At 41.9% G+C, this 21,809-nt stretch carries 13 protein-coding genes, 1 tRNA gene, 3 rRNA genes and 1 riboswitch; of the genes, 7 read left to right on the forward strand and 10 right to left on the reverse strand.

Annotated elements, in window-relative coordinates; translation table 11 throughout:
- Nucleotides 1-365 precede the first annotated feature (365 nt).
- Both WH390_RS12665 and pssA read left to right on the forward strand, forming a co-directional pair.
- Nucleotides 366-2,999, forward strand: a complete 2,634-nt coding sequence (locus tag WH390_RS12665) for a bifunctional acetate--CoA ligase family protein/GNAT family N-acetyltransferase (RefSeq protein WP_032116204.1) — start codon at nucleotides 366-368, stop codon at nucleotides 2,997-2,999.
- Nucleotides 3,000-3,192: 193 nt separating this feature from the next.
- Nucleotides 3,193-4,554 carry a CDP-diacylglycerol--serine O-phosphatidyltransferase gene (pssA, locus tag WH390_RS12670; RefSeq protein ID WP_032116203.1) on the forward strand — a complete coding sequence of 454 codons (1,362 nt, stop codon included), beginning with the start codon at nucleotides 3,193-3,195 and terminating at the stop codon, nucleotides 4,552-4,554.
- Nucleotides 4,555-4,666: 112 nt separating this feature from the next.
- On the opposite strand, the gene rrf is transcribed toward pssA, so the two are convergent.
- The 4 genes from rrf to WH390_RS12690 form a co-directional block, all read right to left on the reverse strand.
- Nucleotides 4,667-4,782, reverse strand: a 5S ribosomal RNA gene (gene rrf, locus WH390_RS12675).
- 154 nt (nucleotides 4,783-4,936) lie between these two features.
- Nucleotides 4,937-7,840: ribosomal RNA gene (locus WH390_RS12680) — 23S ribosomal RNA — on the reverse strand.
- A gap of 375 nt (nucleotides 7,841-8,215) precedes the next feature.
- Nucleotides 8,216-8,291, reverse strand: a tRNA-Glu gene (locus tag WH390_RS12685).
- Nucleotides 8,292-8,378: 87 nt separating this feature from the next.
- Nucleotides 8,379-9,921: ribosomal RNA gene (locus WH390_RS12690) — 16S ribosomal RNA — on the reverse strand.
- The 16S, 23S and 5S rRNA genes sit together here with 1 tRNA gene alongside, the layout of an rRNA operon.
- Before the next feature lie 650 nt (nucleotides 9,922-10,571).
- Between WH390_RS12690 and purH the strand changes: the two genes are divergently transcribed.
- Nucleotides 10,572-12,161 carry a bifunctional phosphoribosylaminoimidazolecarboxamide formyltransferase/IMP cyclohydrolase gene (purH, locus tag WH390_RS12695; protein WP_406850594.1) on the forward strand — a complete coding sequence of 530 codons (1,590 nt, stop codon included), beginning with the start codon at nucleotides 10,572-10,574 and terminating at the stop codon, nucleotides 12,159-12,161.
- Nucleotides 12,162-12,177: 16 nt separating this feature from the next.
- Nucleotides 12,178-13,461, forward strand: a complete 1,284-nt coding sequence (purD, locus tag WH390_RS12700) for a phosphoribosylamine--glycine ligase (RefSeq protein ID WP_406850595.1) — start codon at nucleotides 12,178-12,180, stop codon at nucleotides 13,459-13,461.
- 5 nt (nucleotides 13,462-13,466) lie between these two features.
- On the opposite strand, the gene WH390_RS12705 is transcribed toward purD, so the two are convergent.
- From WH390_RS12705 to nudC, 6 genes are all read right to left on the reverse strand, one after another.
- Entirely contained in the window at nucleotides 13,467-14,057 is a 591-nt protein-coding gene (locus tag WH390_RS12705; protein WP_406850596.1) for a DUF1481 domain-containing protein, read from the reverse strand.
- A 98-nt stretch (nucleotides 14,058-14,155) separates the two neighbouring features.
- The gene (locus WH390_RS12710; RefSeq protein WP_119711947.1) at nucleotides 14,156-14,428 is read right to left on the reverse strand and encodes an HU family DNA-binding protein; all 273 of its coding nucleotides are present in this window, start codon (nucleotides 14,426-14,428) and stop codon (nucleotides 14,156-14,158) included.
- 221 nt (nucleotides 14,429-14,649) lie between these two features.
- Nucleotides 14,650-15,237: a DUF416 family protein gene (locus WH390_RS12715; RefSeq protein WP_339053767.1), complete on the reverse strand. Its 588-nt coding sequence runs from the start codon at nucleotides 15,235-15,237 to the stop codon at nucleotides 14,650-14,652.
- A 74-nt stretch (nucleotides 15,238-15,311) separates the two neighbouring features.
- Entirely contained in the window at nucleotides 15,312-15,980 is a 669-nt protein-coding gene (nfi, locus tag WH390_RS12720; protein ID WP_406850597.1) for a deoxyribonuclease V, read from the reverse strand.
- A gap of 174 nt (nucleotides 15,981-16,154) precedes the next feature.
- On the reverse strand, nucleotides 16,155-17,219 hold the full coding sequence (gene hemE, locus WH390_RS12725) for a uroporphyrinogen decarboxylase (RefSeq protein ID WP_032116431.1): 1,065 nt from the start codon (nucleotides 17,217-17,219) through the stop codon (nucleotides 16,155-16,157).
- Between the two features lie 105 nt (nucleotides 17,220-17,324).
- A complete protein-coding gene (nudC, locus tag WH390_RS12730; RefSeq protein ID WP_032116430.1) occupies nucleotides 17,325-18,116 on the reverse strand; it encodes an NAD(+) diphosphatase in 792 nt (263 codons plus the stop codon).
- 144 nt (nucleotides 18,117-18,260) lie between these two features.
- Nucleotides 18,261-18,378: riboswitch (TPP riboswitch) on the forward strand.
- Nucleotides 18,379-18,495: 117 nt separating this feature from the next.
- Between nudC and thiC the strand changes: the two genes are divergently transcribed.
- Genes thiC through WH390_RS12745 form a run of 3 tightly spaced genes read left to right on the forward strand, consistent with a single transcriptional unit; the run spans nucleotide 18,496 to nucleotide 21,809 of the window.
- Nucleotides 18,496-20,430: a phosphomethylpyrimidine synthase ThiC gene (thiC, locus tag WH390_RS12735; RefSeq protein ID WP_032116429.1), complete on the forward strand. Its 1,935-nt coding sequence runs from the start codon at nucleotides 18,496-18,498 to the stop codon at nucleotides 20,428-20,430.
- Nucleotides 20,414-21,067 carry a thiamine phosphate synthase gene (gene thiE, locus WH390_RS12740; protein WP_032116428.1) on the forward strand — a complete coding sequence of 218 codons (654 nt, stop codon included), beginning with the start codon at nucleotides 20,414-20,416 and terminating at the stop codon, nucleotides 21,065-21,067. Before thiC ends, thiE begins: the two co-directional genes overlap by 17 nt.
- Entirely contained in the window at nucleotides 21,060-21,809 is a 750-nt protein-coding gene (locus tag WH390_RS12745) for a HesA/MoeB/ThiF family protein (protein WP_032116427.1), read from the forward strand. Before thiE ends, WH390_RS12745 begins: the two co-directional genes overlap by 8 nt.

Genomic DNA, 21,809 nt, shown 5'->3' on the forward strand with positions numbered 1-21,809 from the left:
GGGCAATAGTCATTGATAGTAACATGAAGAAATGGTTTTATTTTTTATTAATGACAATACAATATTCTGCGCTATTTAAAATGATAAACTTTTATCATTTTTTTGCTTTTAAATTCCGCTTTCAATAGCAAGCTAATTTTTTAACACCGTTCAATTTTATCGTGTATATATGCGACGTTAAAATAACCACCATTTAAGAATAAAAAATCCATAAAAAACTAATAATTATGAAATTATCACTGCATAACTTATTTTTACAAATAATTTCCAGCAAGCATACTTTGTCTTCAAGCAGTAAAAATCACAGAAAAATGCGAAAAAATCAGCTACATTGATAGACAATACCCATAAAAAGGTAAATATCTATGAGCCAGCGTGGACTCGACGCATTATTGCGACCTAAATCCATTGCAGTTATTGGTGCCTCAGAAAAACCAGAACGAGCGGGTTCCGTTATTATAAAGAATCTACTTTCTAGTGGCTTTACAGGCCCGATCCTGCCGGTTACACCAAATAAAAATGCGGTAATGGGAATACTCACTTACCCTACGATTGATAAATTACCATTCTCACCAGACTTAGCTGTTATCTGCACAAATTCAGACAGAAATTTAACCTGCCTAAAACAACTGGGAAAAATGGGTTGTAAAGCGGCCATTATCCTCTCATCACCACCCTCTCAGTTTGTAAAACTTAAAGCATTAACTCAGCAGTACAATATAAGACTATTGGGACCCAATAGTTTGGGGATCCTTGCCCCCTGGCAGCAACTAAATGCCAGCTTTTCACCAATTCCAATTCTAAAAGGCAAACTGGCTTTCATTTCACAATCTGCAGCAGTTTCTAATATTATTCTGGACTGGGCACAACAACGTAAAATTGGCTTTTCTTACTTTATCGCTCTGGGAAACAGTTTAGACATTGATATCGATGATCTACTTGATTTTCTTGCCAGAGATAATAAAACTAGCGCCATCTTACTCTATATAGAACATATACAACAGGCACGGAGATTCCTTTCAGCGGCTCGCAGTGCATCACGTAATAAACCCATTCTGGTTGTTAAAAGCGGGCGCACCCAACAAGCCCAATATTTACTAGGTGAAGTACAAAGTTTTGATGCTGCTTATGACGCAGCTATTCAACGGGCAGGATTACTTCGAGTACAAGATACCCATGAAATGTTTTCTGCTGTAGAAACACTCAGTCACATGTCTCCTCTAAAGGGAGACAGACTTTCTATTATTAGTAATGGTAACGGACCTGCCGCAATGGCACTCGATGAGCTTTTTCGACGCAAAGGAAAACTGGCAATTCTTAATGCTAATACTCAACAAAAAATTCAAGCCATTTTTCCCAATCTTTACTCGAACCAAAATCCAATTAATATCGGTGATGATGCAACCATAGAATGTTACATCAAAATCCTAAATATTATGTTAGATAGCCAGGATCATGATGCTATATTACTTATTCATTCACCTAGTACCATTGCCCCCAGTTTATTTACTGCTGAAAGGATTATTCAAACCATTCAATCACATCCCCGCAGCAAGTGGATAACCATATTAACTAACTGGTGTGGCGAATATTCATCACAAGATGCACGTAAACGTTTTAGTGAAGCGAGTATTCCAACTTATCGAACACCAGAAGGCGCCATTACTGCTTATATGCATATGGTAGAATATCGCCGTAACCAAAAACAATTGACTGAAACACCTGCACTGCCTATTGGATTAACGGCTAACACAACAAAAGCCCATGCATTAATCCAAAAAGCATTAAAAAAAGGGATCACCCAACTTGATACACACGAAGTGGAACCCATTTTACGCACATATGGCTTAAAAATTTTACCCACCTGGATAGCTCATAACAGTGATCAGGCAATCACTATCGCTGAAAGAATTGGCTATCCTGTTGCTTTAAAATTACGCTCTGCAGATATTCCTCACAAATCTGATATTCAAGGCGTTATGCTCTATTTACGTAATGCCCAAGAGGTAGCAGATGCTAGCCAGGGAATTTTTGATCGCGCAGCGCAACACTTTCCTAACGCCATGATCCAAGGTTTATTAGTACAAAGTATGGCAAATAAAACAGGCGCTCTCGAGTTAAAAATAGCCATTGAACAAGATCCTATTTTTGGTCCTTTGATCTTATTAGGTGATGGAGATATCGAATGGCAGCCAGAAACCCATGCTGCGGTGGCAATCCCTCCTCTTAACATGACATTAGCCAGATATTTAGTTATTCAAGCAATTAAAAATCACAAAATAAAATCAACTAATTCATCCCATCAATTGAATATTGATGGTCTCTGCCAATTACTCGTCCGCGTTTCAAACTTACTAATAGATTGCCCGCAAATTGTACGACTAAATATTCACCCACTTTTAGCATGTGATGAAGAATTCACTTTACTGGATGTTGCTATGGAACTCTGTCCAATAGTCGGTGATCCTAAAGCAAGATTAGCAATTAGACCCTATCCTAATGAATTAGAAGAAATTATCTCTCTTAAAAATGGCATAAAATGTCAACTTAGACCTATCCTGCCCGAAGACGAACATTTACTCAAAGATTTTATTACTCAGGTAACAAAAGAAGATCTTTATTATCGTTATTTTAGTGAAATTAGCGAATTTACCCATGATGACTTAGCGAATATGACACAAATCGATTATGACCGAGAAATGGCCTTTATCGCTATTAAAAAAAATTCCGAGATTATTGGCGTGGTTCGTGTGGTAGAAGATCCTGACAATCAGCAAGCAGAATTTGCCGTTTTAGTACGTTCTGATATGAAAGGTAATACACTTGGATATCAGTTAATGGACAAAATTATTAGATATAGCCGTAGTCGAGGCACTCGACAACTTACTGCAATCACCATGCCTGAAAATAAAAAAATGCTACAGTTAGCACAAAAATTAGGTTTTAGTCTCGATATTCAATTTGAAGATAGTATTGTCAATCTTGATCTAACACTATGAAGAAAATAATCTTATAACTAAATAAATAGAACTAATAATGCAATAAATAGTGGCTGAACAATCGGTCAACATAGCTAGGATTAATAGATACAAAAAATTAAACTAATGGTATCATGAATCACCAATTTTCAATAAACCTAAACCAGAGTATGTAATCTACTCCTTTAATAAAAAAGAGAAAATTTACACTGTGATGTTGTCCAAATTAAAAAAAGCAAAGCATCAACAATATCTTGAGCAATTAGCAAAATTACCTCAGTCTGCTGCTGGAGTTGTCACCCTATACCAAACAGAAAGTTTTCGAAAAGCTCTGTTGGACAAAATTGCCAACGCTCAACGGTATATTTATATTACTGCACTTTACTTCGAACATGATGATGCAGGACGAGACATACTAAATGCGCTTTATCAAGCAAAAATGGTACGACCAGAATTAGATATCAAAATAATGGTTGACTGGCATCGTGCTCAACGTGGTCGCATTGGTGCAGATGCCAGCGCAACTAATGCCGATTGGTATTATCAAATGGCAATGGCACACCCAGGATCAGAAATCGCTATTTTTGGTATCCCGGTCAACACACGTGAAGCATTAGGTGTTTTACATCTAAAAGGTTTTATCTTCGATGATACGGTTATTTATAGCGGCGCCAGTATTAATGATGTCTATCTCCAGCAACACCAACGTTATCGTTACGATCGTTATCATATATTAGATAATGCGCAATTAGCTGCAATTATGAAAAGTTTTATCGACCAAAGTTTGCTATCTTCACCTTCACCCGCCATCCAGCGTCTAGATCAAGCACATCGTCCCCGCAATACTCAAATTAAAAGTTTAATTAAACAATTTCGCCATAACTTAAAAAGTTGTCACTATCAATTGCAAAATAATGCCACAAATGAAGAGTTAGCAGTAACTCCATTAATCGGTTTAGGCAAAAAAAACGAATTAAATAAAACTATTACGCATTTAATGAACAGTACAGAAAAGAAAATGACTATCTGTACACCCTATTTTAATTTACCCACTATTTTAACGCGTATAATTAGTAAATTACTGCGTGACGGCAAACAAATTGAAATTATCATTGGCGATAAAACGGCTAATGACTTTTACATTCCACCAGAAGAACCTTTTAAAATTATCAGTGCATTACCTTATTTATATGAAATTAACCTACGCCGTTTTATCTGTCGGTTACAACGCTTTGTAGATAACCAGCAATTAACTATTAGATTATGGAAAGACGGAGAAAATAGCTATCATTTAAAAGGAATTTGGATAGATAATAACTGGCAATTAATAACCGGTAATAATCTCAATCCTCGTGCATGGGTACTGGATTTGGAGAATGCAATATTAATTCATGATCCCAAAAAAGTTTTGTTACAGCAAAAAAACAAAGAATTAAAATGTATAACAACTAATACTCATATTGTAAGTCACTATCAAGAGCTTGAAAATATCCAGCGCTATCCAGTAAAAATTAAAAAACTTATTCGCCGTTTACGCAGGATCCGCGTTGATAGGCTAATACGTCGCATTCTTTAATAGGTTAGCTCAATTTCCAACTACAAAATAATAAGCTTTTTTGAATCAATGTGTTATCAATAATTAAAACGTCAAAAAGCCACCCAAAGGTGGCTTTCTTAACATAATCAAAGTCTGGCAGCTCCCTACTCTCACATGGGGAGACCCCACACTACCATCGGCGCTACGGCATTTCACTTCTGAGTTCGGCATGGGGTCAGGTGGGACCACCGCGCTATTACCGCCAGACAAATTCTTTTCTATTTATCCCGTCTCATTTCGCTGCCTTACAGGCTGCTCACCTACCTCAGTAGCAAACACACCTCGGCCTTCAACAAAATTCGACCAGATTCAATCTCAAAACAAGCTAAAATTCTCTCTCCAAAAACACCTTCGGTGTTGTCAGGTTAAGCCTCTCGGGTCATTAGTACTGGTTAGCTCAACGTATCGCTACGCTTACACACCCAGCCTATCTACGTCCTCGTCTCGAACACCCCTTATAGGACATTACTGTCAGGGAAGACTCATCTTGAGGCAAGTTTCCCGCTTAGATGCTTTCAGCGGTTATCTCTTCCGCACTTAGCTACCAGGCGATGCCATTGGCATGACAACCTGTACACCAGTGGTGCGTCCACTCCGGTCCTCTCGTACTAGGAGCAGCCCCCCTCAATCTTCCTTCGCCCACGACAGATAGGGACCGAACTGTCTCACGACGTTCTAAACCCAGCTCGCGTACCACTTTAAATGGCGAACAGCCATACCCTTGGGACCTACTTCAGCCCCAGGATGTGATGAGCCGACATCGAGGTGCCAAACACCGCCGTCGATATGAACTCTTGGGCGGTATCAGCCTGTTATCCCCGGAGTACCTTTTATCCGTTGAGCGATGGCCCTTCCATTCAGAACCACCGGATCACTAAGACCTACTTTCGTACCTGCTCGCGCCGTCACGCTCGCAGTCAAGCTGGCTTATGCCTTTGCACTAACCTCACGATGTCCGACCGTGATTAGCCAACCTTCGTGCTCCTCCGTTACACTTTGGGAGGAGACCGCCCCAGTCAAACTACCCACCAGACACTGTCCTCAGCCCGGATTACGGGCCCAAGTTAGAACATCAAACATTAAAGGGTGGTATTTCAACGTTGGCTCCATGCAGACTGGCGTCCACACTTCAAAGCCTCCCACCTATCCTACACATCAAGGCTCAATGTTCAGTGTCAAGCTATAGTAAAGGTTCACGGGGTCTTTCCGTCTTGCCGCGGGTACACTGCATCTTCACAGCGAGTTCAATTTCACTGAGTCTCGGGTGGAGACAGCCTGGCCATCATTACGCCATTCGTGCAGGTCGGAACTTACCCGACAAGGAATTTCGCTACCTTAGGACCGTTATAGTTACGGCCGCCGTTTACTGGGGCTTCGATCAAGAGCTTCGCCTTACGGCTTACCCCATCAATTAACCTTCCAGCACCGGGCAGGCGTCACACCGTATACGTCCACTTTCGTGTTTGCACAGTGCTGTGTTTTTAATAAACAGTTGCAGCCAGCTGGTATCTTCGACTGGCTTCAGCTCCGGATGCTAGACCCTTCACCTAATGCCAGCGTGCCTTCTCCCGAAGTTACGGCACCATTTTGCCTAGTTCCTTCACCCGAGTTCTCTCAAGCGCCTGAGTATTCTCTACCTAACCACCTGTGTCGGTTTGGGGTACGATTAATGATTACCTATCGCTTAGAGGCTTTTCCTGGAAGCTGGGCATCAACTACTTCACCACCTTGGTGGCTCGTCATCACGTCTCAGTGTTGTAGCAGTGCGGATTTGCCTGCACTACCCACCTACTCGCTTAAACCGGGACAACCGTCGCCCGGATAGCCTAGCCTTCTCCGTCCCCCCTTCGCAGTAACCCTTAGTACGGGAATATTAACCCGTTTCCCATCGACTACGCTTTTCAGCCTCGCCTTAGGGGTCGACTTACCCTGCCCCGATTAACGTTGGACAGGAAACCTTGGTCTTTCGGCGAGCGGGTTTTTCACCCGCTTTATCGTTACTTATGTCAGCATTCGCACTTCTGATACCTCCAGCAGACCTCTCAGTCCACCTTCTACGGCTTACAGAACGCTCCCCTACCCAACAACATCTAAATGTCGCTGCCGCAGCTTCGGTGCATGGTTTAGCCCCGTTACATCTTCCGCGCAGGCCGACTCGACCAGTGAGCTATTACGCTTTCTTTAAATGATGGCTGCTTCTAAGCCAACATCCTGGCTGTCTAAGCCTTCCCACTTCGTTTCCCACTTAACCATGACTTTGGGACCTTAGCTGGCGGTCTGGGTTGTTTCCCTCTTCACGACGGACGTTAGCACCCGCCGTGTGTCTCCCGTGATAACATTCTTCGGTATTCGTAGTTTGCATCGGGTTGGTAAGTCGGGATGACCCCCTAGCCGAAACAGTGCTCTACCCCCGAAGATGAATTCACGAGGCGCTACCTAAATAGCTTTCGGGGAGAACCAGCTATCTCCCGGTTTGATTGGCCTTTCACCCCCAGCCACAAGTCATCCGCTAATTTTTCAACATTAGTCGGTTCGGTCCTTCAGTTAGTGTTACCCAACCTTCAACCTGCCCATGGCTAGATCACCGGGTTTCGGGTCTATACCCTGCAACTTAACGCCCAGTTAAGACTCGGTTTCCCTACGGCTCCCCTATGCGGTTAACCTTGCTACAGAATATAAGTCGCTGACCCATTATACAAAAGGTACGCAGTCACACCCTTTCGGGTGCTCCCACTGCTTGTACGTACACGGTTTCAGGTTCTATTTCACTCCCCTCGCCGGGGTTCTTTTCGCCTTTCCCTCACGGTACTGGTTCACTATCGGTCAGTCAGGAGTATTTAGCCTTGGAGGATGGTCCCCCCATATTCAGACAGGATAACACGTGTCCCGCCCTACTCTTCGAGTTCACAACACTTACCGTTTCAGATACGGGGCTATCACCCTTTATTGCTGGCCTTTCCAGACCCTTCTCCTGCGGTAAATATTGATGTTGACTCTGGGCTGCTCCCCGTTCGCTCGCCGCTACTGGGGGAATCTCGGTTGATTTCTTTTCCTCGGGGTACTGAGATGTTTCAGTTCCCCCGGTTCGCCTCGTTTGACTATGAATTCATCAAACGATAGTGCATTAATGCACTGGGTTTCCCCATTCGGACATCGCCGGCTAGTACGCTTCATATCAGCTTACCGACGCTTTTCGCAGATTAGCACGTCCTTCATCGCCTCTGACTGCCTAGGCATCCACCGTGTACGCTTCATTCGCTTAACCTCACAACCCGAAGGTGTCTCTTATCAAATAATAGAGAAGCGTCATGGCTGCGCCGTGCGAAATTTTTTGTTGTGCGGTGCTCGTCATGCTCACGTACTTATGTACGCTGCGCTGACTGCGCGCCTACGCCGCAAATTTCACCCTGCTCGCTCATGCTACTCGTCTGCCTATTTGAATAACACTTCAAATTGGAGTTTTGAGAGTTCTCCACACTATTTTTTCAATAATGTGTGTTTCAATTTTCAGCTTGTTCCAGATTGTTAAAGAGCATAATTGGTAAACCAACTCACTAAATTGGTTTAATCATTATTGCGTAAAGCACAAACAGTGCACAACACTAAAAGCGTGATGCACCACCTTTCTAAATCACTAAAGTGGCGTCCCCTAGGGGATTCGAACCCCTGTTACCGCCGTGAAAGGGCGATGTCCTAGGCCTCTAGACGAAGGGGACTTCAAGCTCTTTAGTCAATCTTAGATTGGCTTGACGCGCTATTTCATCAGACAATCTGTGTGAACACTCACATTCCATCTATCTAGGTAAGGAGGTGATCCAACCGCAGGTTCCCCTACGGTTACCTTGTTACGACTTCACCCCAGTCATGAATCACAAAGTGGTAAGCGCCATCCAAAAGGTTAAGCTACCTACTTCTTTTGCAACCCACTCCCATGGTGTGACGGGCGGTGTGTACAAGGCCCGGGAACGTATTCACCGCGACATGCTGATCCGCGATTACTAGCGATTCCGACTTCATGGAGTCGAGTTGCAGACTCCAATCCGGACTTCGACGTACTTTCTGAGTTCCGCTTCCCATCGCTGGCTCGCCTCTCTCTGTATACGCCATTGTAGCACGTGTGTAGCCCTACTCGTAAGGGCCATGATGACTTGACGTCATCCCCACCTTCCTCCGGTTTATCACCGGCAGTCTCCTTTGAGTTCCCGACCGAATCGCTGGCAACAAAGGATAAGGGTTGCGCTCGTTGCGGGACTTAACCCAACATTTCACAACACGAGCTGACGACAGCCATGCAGCACCTGTCTCAGCGTTCCCGAAGGCACTCCTCTATCTCTAAAGGATTCGCTGGATGTCAAGAGTAGGTAAGGTTCTTCGCGTTGCATCGAATTAAACCACATGCTCCACCGCTTGTGCGGGCCCCCGTCAATTCATTTGAGTTTTAACCTTGCGGCCGTACTCCCCAGGCGGTCGATTTAACGCGTTAGCTCCGGAGGCCACAGTTCATGACCACAACCTCCAAATCGACATCGTTTACAGCGTGGACTACCAGGGTATCTAATCCTGTTTGCTCCCCACGCTTTCGCACATGAGCGTCAGTCTTTGTCCAGGGGGCCGCCTTCGCCACCGGTATTCCTCCACATCTCTACGCATTTCACCGCTACACATGGAATTCTACCCCCCTCTACAAGACTCTAGTTAACCAGTCTTGAATGCCATTCCCAGGTTAAGCCCGGGGATTTCACATCCAACTTAATTAACCGCCTGCGTGCCCTTTACGCCCAGTAATTCCGATTAACGCTCGCACCCTCCGTATTACCGCGGCTGCTGGCACGGAGTTAGCCGGTGCTTCTTCTGTCGCTAACGTCAATTGCTAAGGTTATTAACCTTAATACCTTCCTCACGACTGAAAGTACTTTACAACCCGAAGGCCTTCTTCATACACGCGGCATGGCTGCATCAGGCTTGCGCCCATTGTGCAATATTCCCCACTGCTGCCTCCCGTAGGAGTCTGGGCCGTGTCTCAGTCCCAGTGTGGCTGATCATCCTCTCAGACCAGCTAGAGATCGTCGCCTAGGTGAGCCATTACCCCACCTACTAGCTAATCTCATATGGGTTCATCCGAAGGTGTGAGGCCTGAACGGTCCCCCACTTTGCTCCTTAGAGATTATGCGGTATTAGCCACCGTTTCCAGTGGTTATCCCCCGCCTTCGGCCAGATCCCCATACCTTACTCACCCGTCCGCCGCTCGCCGGCAAGGAAGCAAGCTTCCTTCCGCTGCCGCTCGACTTGCATGTGTTAGGCCTGCCGCCAGCGTTCAATCTGAGCCATGATCAAACTCTTCAATTAAAAGCTTGATGCTCAAAGAATGTTTTACTGACCGTAACGCCCTTTTATTCAACCCGCTTTGCCGATGTTTGACCACCTTCGCCGCTGCCGTCCAAAATAACGTTACTGCATATTAGTTCATATATGAATTAACTGTTTTGTCACTCTTCAAGACTTTAAAATCAAATATTTTTTGATGATGTCTTGCGAGTGCCCACACAGATTGTCTGATTAATTGTTAAAGAGCGTGCGACCTAGGCCGCGAGGTGGCGTATATTACGCTTTTCACCTGTAAAGTCAAGTAGTTATTTCTACTTTTCTTTACCCTGCGTCAAGAAAATTCAATTCAATTGATTCGTTCTATACTGACTCAGTGGGGGCGCATTATAGGCAGTTTTACGCAGCTAGCAAGCTTAATTTTGCATAATTTTGTTTAATTGATTAATTAAACAGCAAAGCATTATATTATACCGAATTATTAACAGAGTTATCCACAAAAATAAAATGACAAAAATTATAGCGAAATACGCAAACGTTTGCGTTACAATTGCGTTTGCGACAAAAAATATTTGATTGAAACTAGTTATTTTCGAATATCATTTGTAAAAGCAAATAGCCATAAAATTTAATTAATGTTTTAAAACATTTTATTATTCCAAGGGATCTATTTCATGCCACAACTCCGCCCTATTCAGCGTGCTCTACTAAGTGTTTCTGACAAAGAAGGTATTGTTGAATTTGCTAAAGCTTTATCTCAACGTAAGGTTGAACTTATCTCTACCGGCGGTACAGCTAAATTATTGCTAGCGGCCGGGTTAACTGTTATAGAAGTTTCCGATTATACCGGATGGCCAGAAATGATGGCCGGCCGTGTCAAAACGCTTCATCCGAAAGTACATGGCGGTATTCTCGGCCGGCGCGGGCAAGATGACGAAATAATGAGACAACATCAAATTACGCCAATTGATATGGTTGTTGTTAATCTTTACCCTTTTGCAGAAACTGTTGCCAAGCCAGATTGTACGCTAGAAAATGCCATTGAGAATATTGATATTGGTGGGCCAGCCATGATCCGTTCTGCTGCCAAAAATTATAAAGATGTGGCGGTCGTGGTTAATAGTCAGAATTATCACAAAATCATCGAAGAGATGGATAATCAGCAAAACTCTCTAACTAACATGTTCCGCTTTAACTTGGCAGTTAAGGCTTTTGAACATACTGCCGCTTATGATGGGATGATTGCTAATTATTTTGGTAAGTTAGTACCTTCTTATTATGGTGAGATGAACCAGCCTTCAGGTAAATTTCCTCGTACATTGAACCTGAATTTTATTAAACAGCAGGATATGCGTTACGGTGAAAATAGTCATCAAGCTGCGGCTTTTTATATAGAGGAAAATAGAGTAGAAGCCTCTGTTGCTACAGCAAGACAGCTACAAGGCAAATCGCTTTCTTATAATAATATTGCTGATACTGACGCAGCCTTGGAGTGCGTAAAAAGTTTTTCCAAACCGGCTTGTGTCATTGTCAAACACGCTAATCCTTGTGGTGTTGCGGTCAGTACTGATATCTGTGCGGCTTACGATCACGCTTTTAAAACTGATCCAACCTCTGCATTTGGTGGTATTATTGCATTTAATCGTGAATTAGATGCAAATACGGCTAAAACAATTATTGAGCGTCAATTTGTTGAAGTCATTATTGCACCTGCGGTTACTGAAGCTGCCCTCGCAATACTTGCAAGCAAGCAGAATGTGCGTGTTCTGGCCTGTGGCCAATGGCATTCACCTATTGCAGGTTTAGATTTCAAACGGGTAAATGGTGGCTTATTGGTGCAAGATCGCGATTTAGGTTTAGTGACCAAAGCTGATCTGCGTGTCGTTTCCAAACGTCAGCCAAGCGAACAAGAAATAGATAATGCCCTATTTTGCTGGCATGTGGCAAAATTTGTAAAATCCAATGCCATTGTTTATGCCAAAAATAATATGACAGTCGGTATTGGTGCGGGACAAATGAGCCGAGTTTATTCAGCAAAAATCGCGGCATTAAAAGCTCAGGACGAAAATTTAGATCTTGTCGGATGTGCAATGGCATCTGATGCTTTCTTTCCATTCCGAGATAGTATTGATGCTGCCGCTACCGCAGGCATAACCTGTGTTATCCAACCAGGCGGTTCAATTCGTGACGATGAGATCATAGCCGCAGCTAATGAACATGATATCGCGATGATTTTTACTGATATGCGCCATTTCCGCCATTAATTTAGGGAGCAATAACATGAATATTTTAATTATCGGCAATGGTGGTCGTGAGCATGCTTTAGCATGGAAAGCAGCACAATCACCTCTCACTGACAAGATTTATGTTGCACCCGGTAATGCCGGAACTGCACTAGAAAAAAATCTAACCAATATTAATATTTCAATAACAGATATTACTGGATTAGTCGATTTTGCCAAAAATAATAATGTTGGTTTAACGATCGTTGGACCAGAAACCCCCTTAATTCTAGGCGTTGTTGATGCTTTTCAACATGCTGGTTTAACGATCTTTGGTCCCAGTCAAAAAGCAGCACAATTAGAAGGCTCTAAAGCTTTTACGAAAGATTTTCTTACTCGTCATCATATTCCGACCGCCACTTACCAGAATTTTACCGAAGTTGAACCCGCACTCGCCTACCTAAACAAAATGGGCGCCCCGATTGTTATTAAAGCTGATGGGCTAGCCGCAGGTAAAGGCGTGGTTGTTGCTATGACTTTAGAAGAAGCCAAAAATGCTGTTCATGATATGCTTGCCGGTAATGCATTTGGCCAAGCTGGTCACCGTATCGTTATTGAGGAGTTTCTTGACGGCGAAGAAGCCAGTTTTATCGTAATGGTTGATGGTGAAAATGTCATTCCTATGGCAACAAGCCAAGATCATAAGCGGGTTGGTAATAATGATAGCGGGCCAAATACAGGTGGAATGGGGGCATATTCTCCTGCTCCGGTTGTCACAGACATTATTCATCAGCGTGTAATGGATCAAATTATTTATCCTACGGTAAAAGGTATGGCGCTCGAAGATCGGCGATATCAAGGATTTTTATATGCCGGATTAATGATAGATAAACAAGGAAATCCAAAGGTTATTGAATTTAATTGTCGATTTGGTGATCCAGAAACACAACCCATTATGATGCGCTTACAATCTGATCTGGTAGAACTTTGTCTAGCCGGCGCTAAAGGAGAATTAGCGGGTAAAACATCATGTTGGGATGAACGCTGTGCCTTAGGTGTTGTCATGGCCGCTGAAGGTTATCCGGCCAATTATCGTAAAGGTGATATTATTGAAGGGATCGATGATAACCCAGCAGAAATGTGTAAAGTTTTTCACGCCGGAACAGAATTAAAACAAAACCAAGTCATTACTGCCGGTGGCCGTGTACTGTGTGTTACCGCGCTTGGAAAAACAATTCTTGATGCCCAAAAAGCAGCTTATCAGAAAGCAGAAAAAATATCCTGGACGGGTTGTTTCTATCGGGATGATATCGGTTATCGAGCACTCGCTCGTTTAAAATAAAAAATTTAAAGTTTCTCTTTTGTTGGCGCCCATAGACAAAAATTCTCATTGGCAACGAGCAATAACTCGTTGCCTTCTGGTGCTTCTAACCAGGCAATAGCCAAGTCATCTGAACTAGTCTTGGCTCTTTGCAACAACCAATTTTCAGCTTGAGCGGTAAACGATGTATCACGTTTTTCACCACTACAAGTTATAATCTGTCCTTGACGCCAATGACCTTGGTAAAGATGAACATTACCAGCAATAAGTGTGTTGCTCAATTCAATTAAACGCTCTGATTCAAATCGCCAGCGAACAATATCATCCTTAGTTAAAGGAATTTTGTTATTATTTATTATGCGCTGCATAAAAATAATATGGTCATTTTGATCAAATCTTAGCTGTTGTTGCTGTTTATTTTTATAGTCAAAAGATTGATACCGAATTTGCCAAAGTTTATTTTGACGATATTCAAAGAAAGTAATGGTAGTATTTTTGTCTTGGTAAGGACTATATACAGCGACAATTACTTGAGGGTTGCTTTTTTGATCATTTAAGCGCCATAGCCTAACGACGCCGGCATCAGAAATAAATCCACTTGCGCTAAATTCGGGCATTTTAGGTTTACTAGTGCAAGCGCCAAGTAAAATGAGGATGTGCCCAATCAATAAAAGGGGTTTAATACCCCCTCTGAATATTCTCTTTCGCAACTGAATTACTTAACTGCTTCTTTCAGTGATTTTCCAGCAACAAATACTGGTACATTAGCGGCTTCAATTTTGAGTTCTGCACCTGTTTTAGGATTACGACCAGTACGAGCTGCACGATAATTAATCTTAAAAGTACCAAAACCAACGAATTGAACTTGCTCACCTTCTTTCAATGCATCTGTAATACATTCAATGACTGCTTCTAACGCACTTTTAGCTTGAGTCTTAGTCAAGTTTGCCTTTTGCGCGACACATTCAATTACATGACCCTTATTCATGTTCTTATTTACAGTCTTATTCATAAGTTATCCTTACACAGTGTGTTTATCATTTGCATAGCATCGAGTACGTTGGATATGTAGAACCTATTAATTCTTAATATACGTCCCGAAAGTACTCCTCTCCACCTTCACTGTAGAGCATAGTATAGGCGAATGTGAAGCGTTAAAAGTCAGCATTTATGGTACCAAATCACGTTTTTAAACACTATGAACGGAAATTAGGTAACCTTAATGCCAATATTGCTGATCCCTACTTCACGGAGGTCGGATTTTAATCCTTTAATCAGCGCTACATCCCGCTCTTCACAAGCGGCAAGTAAACGGTAAATCTCCCATTGAATATCCCATTCTTCTTCAATGGTAAGCAATTCTTTCAGTTCTTCATCAGACATCTCTTTACCTGTCTGAGTCATCTCAAACATTGCGATAGTTCGAATCGAAATTTTACTTACTTCAATAGCACTTTCTAATGTTTCCCCACTTAAGTAAGAATGAATTATTTCACTTAACGCAATACATGCATCAATAGCAGGATGAACTCCGTATATATCAAAATCATTTGCGACGGGAATAACTTCCTCTAACTTTTCCAACTGATTATCAAAATCAATTTTACTATCTTTAATAATCAGTGATTCCCAGATTAAATCTAAAATAATACGATAACGTATTGGATTTAAAAAGCTCGTTTGTTTACAAAACAATTGATAATTAGGATACATACGCTCACATAAACAGGCCATGAAAGTAATATGCCGCCAACTATCTAATTTTGCCAACCGCAAATGAATTGGGTTTCTTAACATCAAATTTCTACTCACTTACCTTTTACGCCGAAGTTTACCTGAAAATCAACAGGTTCCACATATTTTAACTTTAATTATGCCAAATTCTGTTTCATTCGATTAAAAAACGCTCTATTAGAAGCGATTCCATCAGCCCAACGAGTAGGTTCAGGTAAACGATAACCTTTAATACAATGCTTAACCCATAATAGTGAAGCATCTAAACTGATTTTATGGCCAGGTGAGATATAAAGTGGTTTACATCTTTTTTTACTACGAAACACCCAACCAATTTGCTCATTATTATCATTCAATGGTTGGCAGCTTTCCACTATTTCATCTAAAGCTTCATGGTGACCACATAGACGACTTTTTGCTATACCAATCGTTGGAATATCTAATAAAAGACCCAAATGACTAGCTACTCCAAAACGACGAGAATGGGCAATTCCTTGGCCATCAACCATAATAAGATCGGGTTTATGTTGCAGTTTTTCCCAAACCGCCAGTAGTGCAGGATACTCTCGAAAAGAGAGTAAACCTGGAATATAAGGAAATTCAGTCGGTATACGGGCAATATGATATTCAACAATAGCAAGTGAAGGCCAGTGCATAACAACCATTGCGGCTCGGGTTATAGTACCTTTTTCTTCAAATCCAACATCAGCACCAGCAATAAGATTAGGGGTAGCAAAATTATCCGTAAGAATAATTTGTTTAGCTTTTGTGGTCTGTTCCTGACGTAATAATTTGGTATCAATCATATTTATTTTTACTTAAAAAATTTTTATATAAATATATTTTATTATTTGTTTTATAACACAAAATTTAAAAAAATATATTTAAATAATTGTAAATATTTAATTTAGATTTAATAATAAATAAAAAATATAACAATTATTATTTATCGGCATTTTCTTTGTTTGGATAAACCTTACTTATTGATGATATTGCTCTGATAACTTGTGTACTGAATTAATAAAATTTTTAACATGCTCAGGTGGAATATCCTGGTGAATGCCATGACCTAAATTAAAAACATGGCCACTGCCTGGACCGAATTGCTTTAAAATTGTTTTAACCTCAAACTCGATACGTTCTTTTGATGCATATAATATAGAAGGATCCATGTTTCCCTGTAAGGCAACCTTATTTCCTACACGAGAACGAGCCTCTTCAATATCTGTCATCCAGTCGATCCCTAACGCGTCACAACCGGTCGCAGCCATTGCCTCTAACCATTGGCCACCGCCTTTAGTAAATAAGGTCACCGGGACTTTACGCCCTTCATGTTCTCGCTGTAGACCATCAATGATCTGATGCATGTAATGTAAAGAAAATTGATGGTAATCAGGCCCGGTTAATACACCACCCCAAGTATCAAAAATCATCACCGATTGAGCACCAGCCCGAATCTGAGCATTTAGATAAAGAATGACACTTTGGGCCAACTTATCCAATAATAAATGTAACGCTTTTGGCTCCGTATACATCATCTTCTTAATATGGGTAAAAGCCTTACTACTTCGCCCTTCGACCATATAAGTTGCCAATGTCCATGGGCTACCAGAAAAACCGATTAATGGCACTTTTCCTTGTAACGCCTTGCGGATAGCGCGTACAGCATTCATTACGTAAACCAATTCTTGCTCAGGATCAGGAATTGGCAGTTTCTCTATATCAGCCAAACAATCAATTGGACGCTGAAACATAGGCCCTTCTCCAGCTGAAAAATAAAGGCCTAAGCCCATCGCATCAGGAATAGTAAGAATATCTGAAAACAGGATCGCCGCATCTAATGGAAAACGATGTAGTGGTTGTAATGTCACTTCACAGGCTAACTCGGTATTTTTGCACAATGAAAGAAAATCACCGGCTTGCTGACGAATTTTTCGATACTCCGGTAAATAACGACCGGCCTGGCGCATCATCCATACTGGGGTTTTATCAACTGGCTGCCGTAATAGCGCACGTAAGTAGCGATCGTTTGTTAATGCAGACATCATTAGCTCCATTAAATGGCAATTAGAAATTGCCAATTATCATCGTGTATTTGCCTTTTTCTTGTTGCTTAAATTAGCAACAACTTAGATATGGCGTGATTAATATTATTTGTATAAGTTATCATTTTCTTGCCGACATAAAGCCAGTGTATCTTCAATTAAACGGCGAGCTATGGTATCAGGAGGCGGTATAAGCGGTAATTTATCATGATGATACCAATCCGCACTAATTAACTCATCAGGATTAGCCTGGATTTCACCACTGGCATAATCAGCCAGAAAACCGATCATTAATGAATGAGGAAAAGGCCATGGCTGTGAAGCAATATAGCGAATGTTACTAATGATAATATTACTCTCTTCTTTTACTTCTCTTTTCACCGCTTCTTCAATAGTCTCACCTAGTTCAACAAATCCTGCTAATACAGTAAATATTGGCTTTTTTTTATGACGCCGATGTTGAGCCAATAAGATATGATCAGCACGCCGAATAGCAACAATAATACAGGGCGCAATTTGCGGATAATAGCGCTCATGACAATGACTACACAAACATGCCCATTCGGTTAAGCTGGCTGTCATTTTGTTGCCGCAATAACCGCAATAATGGTGCGAACGATAAAACTCTGCCAGTTGAATACCGCGTCCAACTAGTTTAAATAGCCCCTCATCTTGACTGGCAATCCATCGCGGCGAACACATATCCGTTGGTGATTTTGCTATAATTAACCAAATCGTTTCCGCTTGCCATTCACCAATAGGGAGTGCCTCTTTTCCTGTTAGCGACCAAAATTGGGCGGAACCTTTCGGTAAATCACCATTTGGCAACCAAATTCGACCACCAGAACTAACCACCCACCAGCCTGTTTCTGTTCCTGTTAACTTTTTTCTAATCATATAGCTCAATTCTTCTATATTTTATTGATTAGTGAATTTTGAAAATATGCCTTATTCATCAATATCAAGTGTCTACTTTGATTAACAATTGTTTGATGAAGAAGTTATCCATTGCAGTTTTCATTATCTATCTTATATACTGACATCATCTTGTCGGAGTGCCTAGTCGGTTTAATAATACCTACAGGCTGAGACCGTTAATTCGGGATCCGCGGAACCTGATCAGGCTAATACCTGCGAAGGGAACAAGAGTAATCAACCCGCGATTTTGACTTATCAAAAGTAAACAGCGCAATTATTATACTATTACTCTCACCGAGCTCCAGACAAGCAATTTCTCTCTTACGTGAACCATTTGTAATGATTTTAGGAATTTGCTATGTCGAAAAATATTATTGCAACCAGCGATATTACCGTTAAAACCAATACCACTTCGCCACGAAAAGCACAACGTGAAGCGGCACAACGTTTTCTTGATAAGCTACAAAATATCAACTTTCCCAATTCAAAACGGATCTATTTAACAGGTTATCACTATAATACCCAAGTTCCTATGCGTGAAATTCAGCTTTCACCGACCTTGGTTGGCGGTACAAAAGATAAACCCTTGTTTGTAGAGAATGAGGCAATACCTGTCTATGATACTTCTGGCGCCTATGGCGATGCTGATGTAACTGTAGATATTAAGGAGGGTTTAAAAAAATGCCGCCAATACTGGATCCTCGATCGCAATGATACTGAGTTAGTTAAAAAACCAAGCTCTTATTTTACCCAACAACGACTGGCTGATGCAGGATTGAATCATCTTCGCTTCAATCACCGACCACAACCATTAAAAGCCAAAACCGGAAAAACAGTCACGCAGTTGCACTATGCCCGTCAAGGGATAATCACACCTGAAATGGAATTTATTGCGATCCGCGAAAATATGGGACGCGAGCGTATCAATAGTAAAATATTAACTCAACAGCACCCAGGCCAAAGCTTTAATGCTAACCTGCCAAACAATATTACCCCTGAATTTGTTCGACAAGAAGTTGCCGCTGGACGTGCCATTATTCCAGCCAATATTAACCATCCTGAATCCGAGCCGATGATCATTGGTCGAAATTTTTTGGTGAAAGTCAATGCTAATATCGGTAATTCCTCAGTAACTTCATCGATTGAAGAAGAAATTGAAAAACTAATCTGGGCGACTCACTGGGGAGCTGACACCGTGATGGATTTATCGACAGGCCGCTATATCCATGAAACGAGAGAATGGATCTTACGTAATAGCCCAGTTCCTATTGGTACAGTGCCAATTTATCAAGCACTAGAAAAAGTCAATGGCGTTGCAGAAAATTTGAGCTGGGAAATATTTCGCGACACCTTACTTGAACAAGCCGAACAAGGCGTAGACTACTTTACCATCCACGCCGGTGTCTTACTACGCTATATACCAATGACTGCTAATCGATTGACGGGTATTGTTTCTCGCGGTGGCTCTATTATGGCCAAATGGTGCTTGTCACATCATCAAGAAAATTTTTTGTATACCCATTTCGAAGAAATCTGTGCAATCTGTGCTGCTTATGATGTCTCTTTGTCCCTTGGCGATGGATTACGACCTGGCTCCTTACAAGACGCTAATGATGAAGCGCAATTTGCTGAACTATATACATTAGGCGAATTAACCAAGATAGCCTGGCAATATGATGTTCAAGTTATGATAGAAGGCCCTGGTCATATCCCAATGCAAATGATCCGCCGCAATATGACGGAAGAATTAACTCATTGCCATGAAGCACCATTCTATACCTTAGGGCCTTTAACCACCGACATCGCACCAGGTTATGATCACTTTACCTCTGGTATCGGTGCGGCTTTAATTGGTTGGTTTGGCTGTGCCATGCTCTGTTATGTTACCCCAAAAGAGCACTTGGGTTTACCTAATAAAGAAGATGTAAAACAAGGACTTATTACCTATAAAATTGCTGCCCATGCCGCTGATCTGGCTAAAGGCCACCCTGGGGCTCAAATTCGTGATAACGCCTTATCCAAAGCCAGATTTGAGTTTCGTTGGGAAGACCAATTTAATCTAGCTCTCGATCCTACAACCGCACGTGCCTACCATGATGAAACACTACCGCAAGCCGCTGGTAAAGTCGCCCATTTTTGCTCAATGTGTGGGCCTAAATTTTGCTCCATGAAAATTTCACAAGAAGTCCGTGAGCATGCAGCTCAAATGGCACAGATGTCGGTAACATTTCGCGCCCACGGTAGTGAGCTATACCACGATATGGAGACGATTTCCGATGACAAAATGGCCTGATCACGCATTTGCAACTACTGAGCATAAACTTGGCTTGTATCCAGTGGTTGATTCCGTCGAGTGGATAAGGCGCTTGCTTAGCGTCGGTGTTACCACTATTCAATTAAGGATCAAAGATCGATTAGCCAGTAACCTCGAACAAGATATTAATCAGGCAATTATGCTAGGCCAGCAATATCAAGCTCGCCTATTTATTAATGACTATTGGCAATTAGCCATAAAATATGGCGCCTATGGCGTCCATTTAGGGCAAGAGGATATTAATTTCGCTGATCTGAATCGCCTACAAAAAGCGGGATTGCGCCTAGGAATTTCGACCCATAATCAACAAGAACTCATCAGAGCAAAGCAGTTAAAACCCTCTTATATTGCATTAGGACATATTTTTCCTACTACTACAAAATTAATGTCCTCTTCACCGCAAGGTTTAGTAACCCTAAAACAGCAGGTTAATGACACACCAGATTATGCCACTATTGCAATAGGCGGTATCTCTTTAGCGTGTGTTCCCGCAGTGCTTGCAACTGGCGTCGGGGGTATTGCTATGGTTAGTGCGATCACCGAATCGACTAACTGGCGCAAAGTTGTTGCTCAGTTACTCTATCTCATCGAAGGTAAGGAAATGATCGATGCTTGATGATGCTATTTTTATGCGCTATAGCCGTCAGCTATTACTTGAAGAAATCGGTAATAAAGGACAACAAAAATTAACAATGAGCAAAGTGCTTATTGTGGGATTGGGGGGACTGGGTTCACCGGCGGCACTTTATTTAGCGGCGGCCGGTGTCGGCGAACTCTGGTTGGCCGATAACGATAAGCTACATATTTCCAACCTGCAACGACAAATTCTTTACCATACGCAGGATGTTTCTCAGCTTAAAGTCACATTAGCAGCAAAACAGCTTAATCAGCTCAATCCACAAATCAAGGTGAAAACATTTAACACCAAACAACATTATCATTCTCTCCGTCCACTTGTCCGTAATACGGATCTGGTATTGGATTGTACTGATAATATGTCAACCCGCCAGGCAATTAATGCAGCTTGTGTGGCAGAAAAAAAAAACCTCATTAGTGGTAGTGCAGTAGGGTTCAATGGTCAACTGTTAGTGCTTGAACCTCCCTATAACCAAGGCTGCTATGCTTGCCTTTATCCTGATACCAATGAACCCTATCAAAACTGCCGCACAGCAGGAGTTGTCGGACCGATTGTTGGCGTTATCGGTACTCTGCAAGCCTTAGAGGCGATTAAATTATTAATCAATTTACCTTCTTCTCTCAATGGAAAACTGAAATTATTCGATGGTAAACAACACAATTGGCATACCTTGCAACTTAGCAAAGCAAAAAGCTGTTTAATTTGTGGAACCAGGAGATAA

The organism is Candidatus Arsenophonus nilaparvatae (assembly GCF_045346035.1).
GTDB classification, from domain to species: Bacteria; Pseudomonadota; Gammaproteobacteria; order Enterobacterales; family Enterobacteriaceae; genus Arsenophonus; species Arsenophonus nilaparvatae.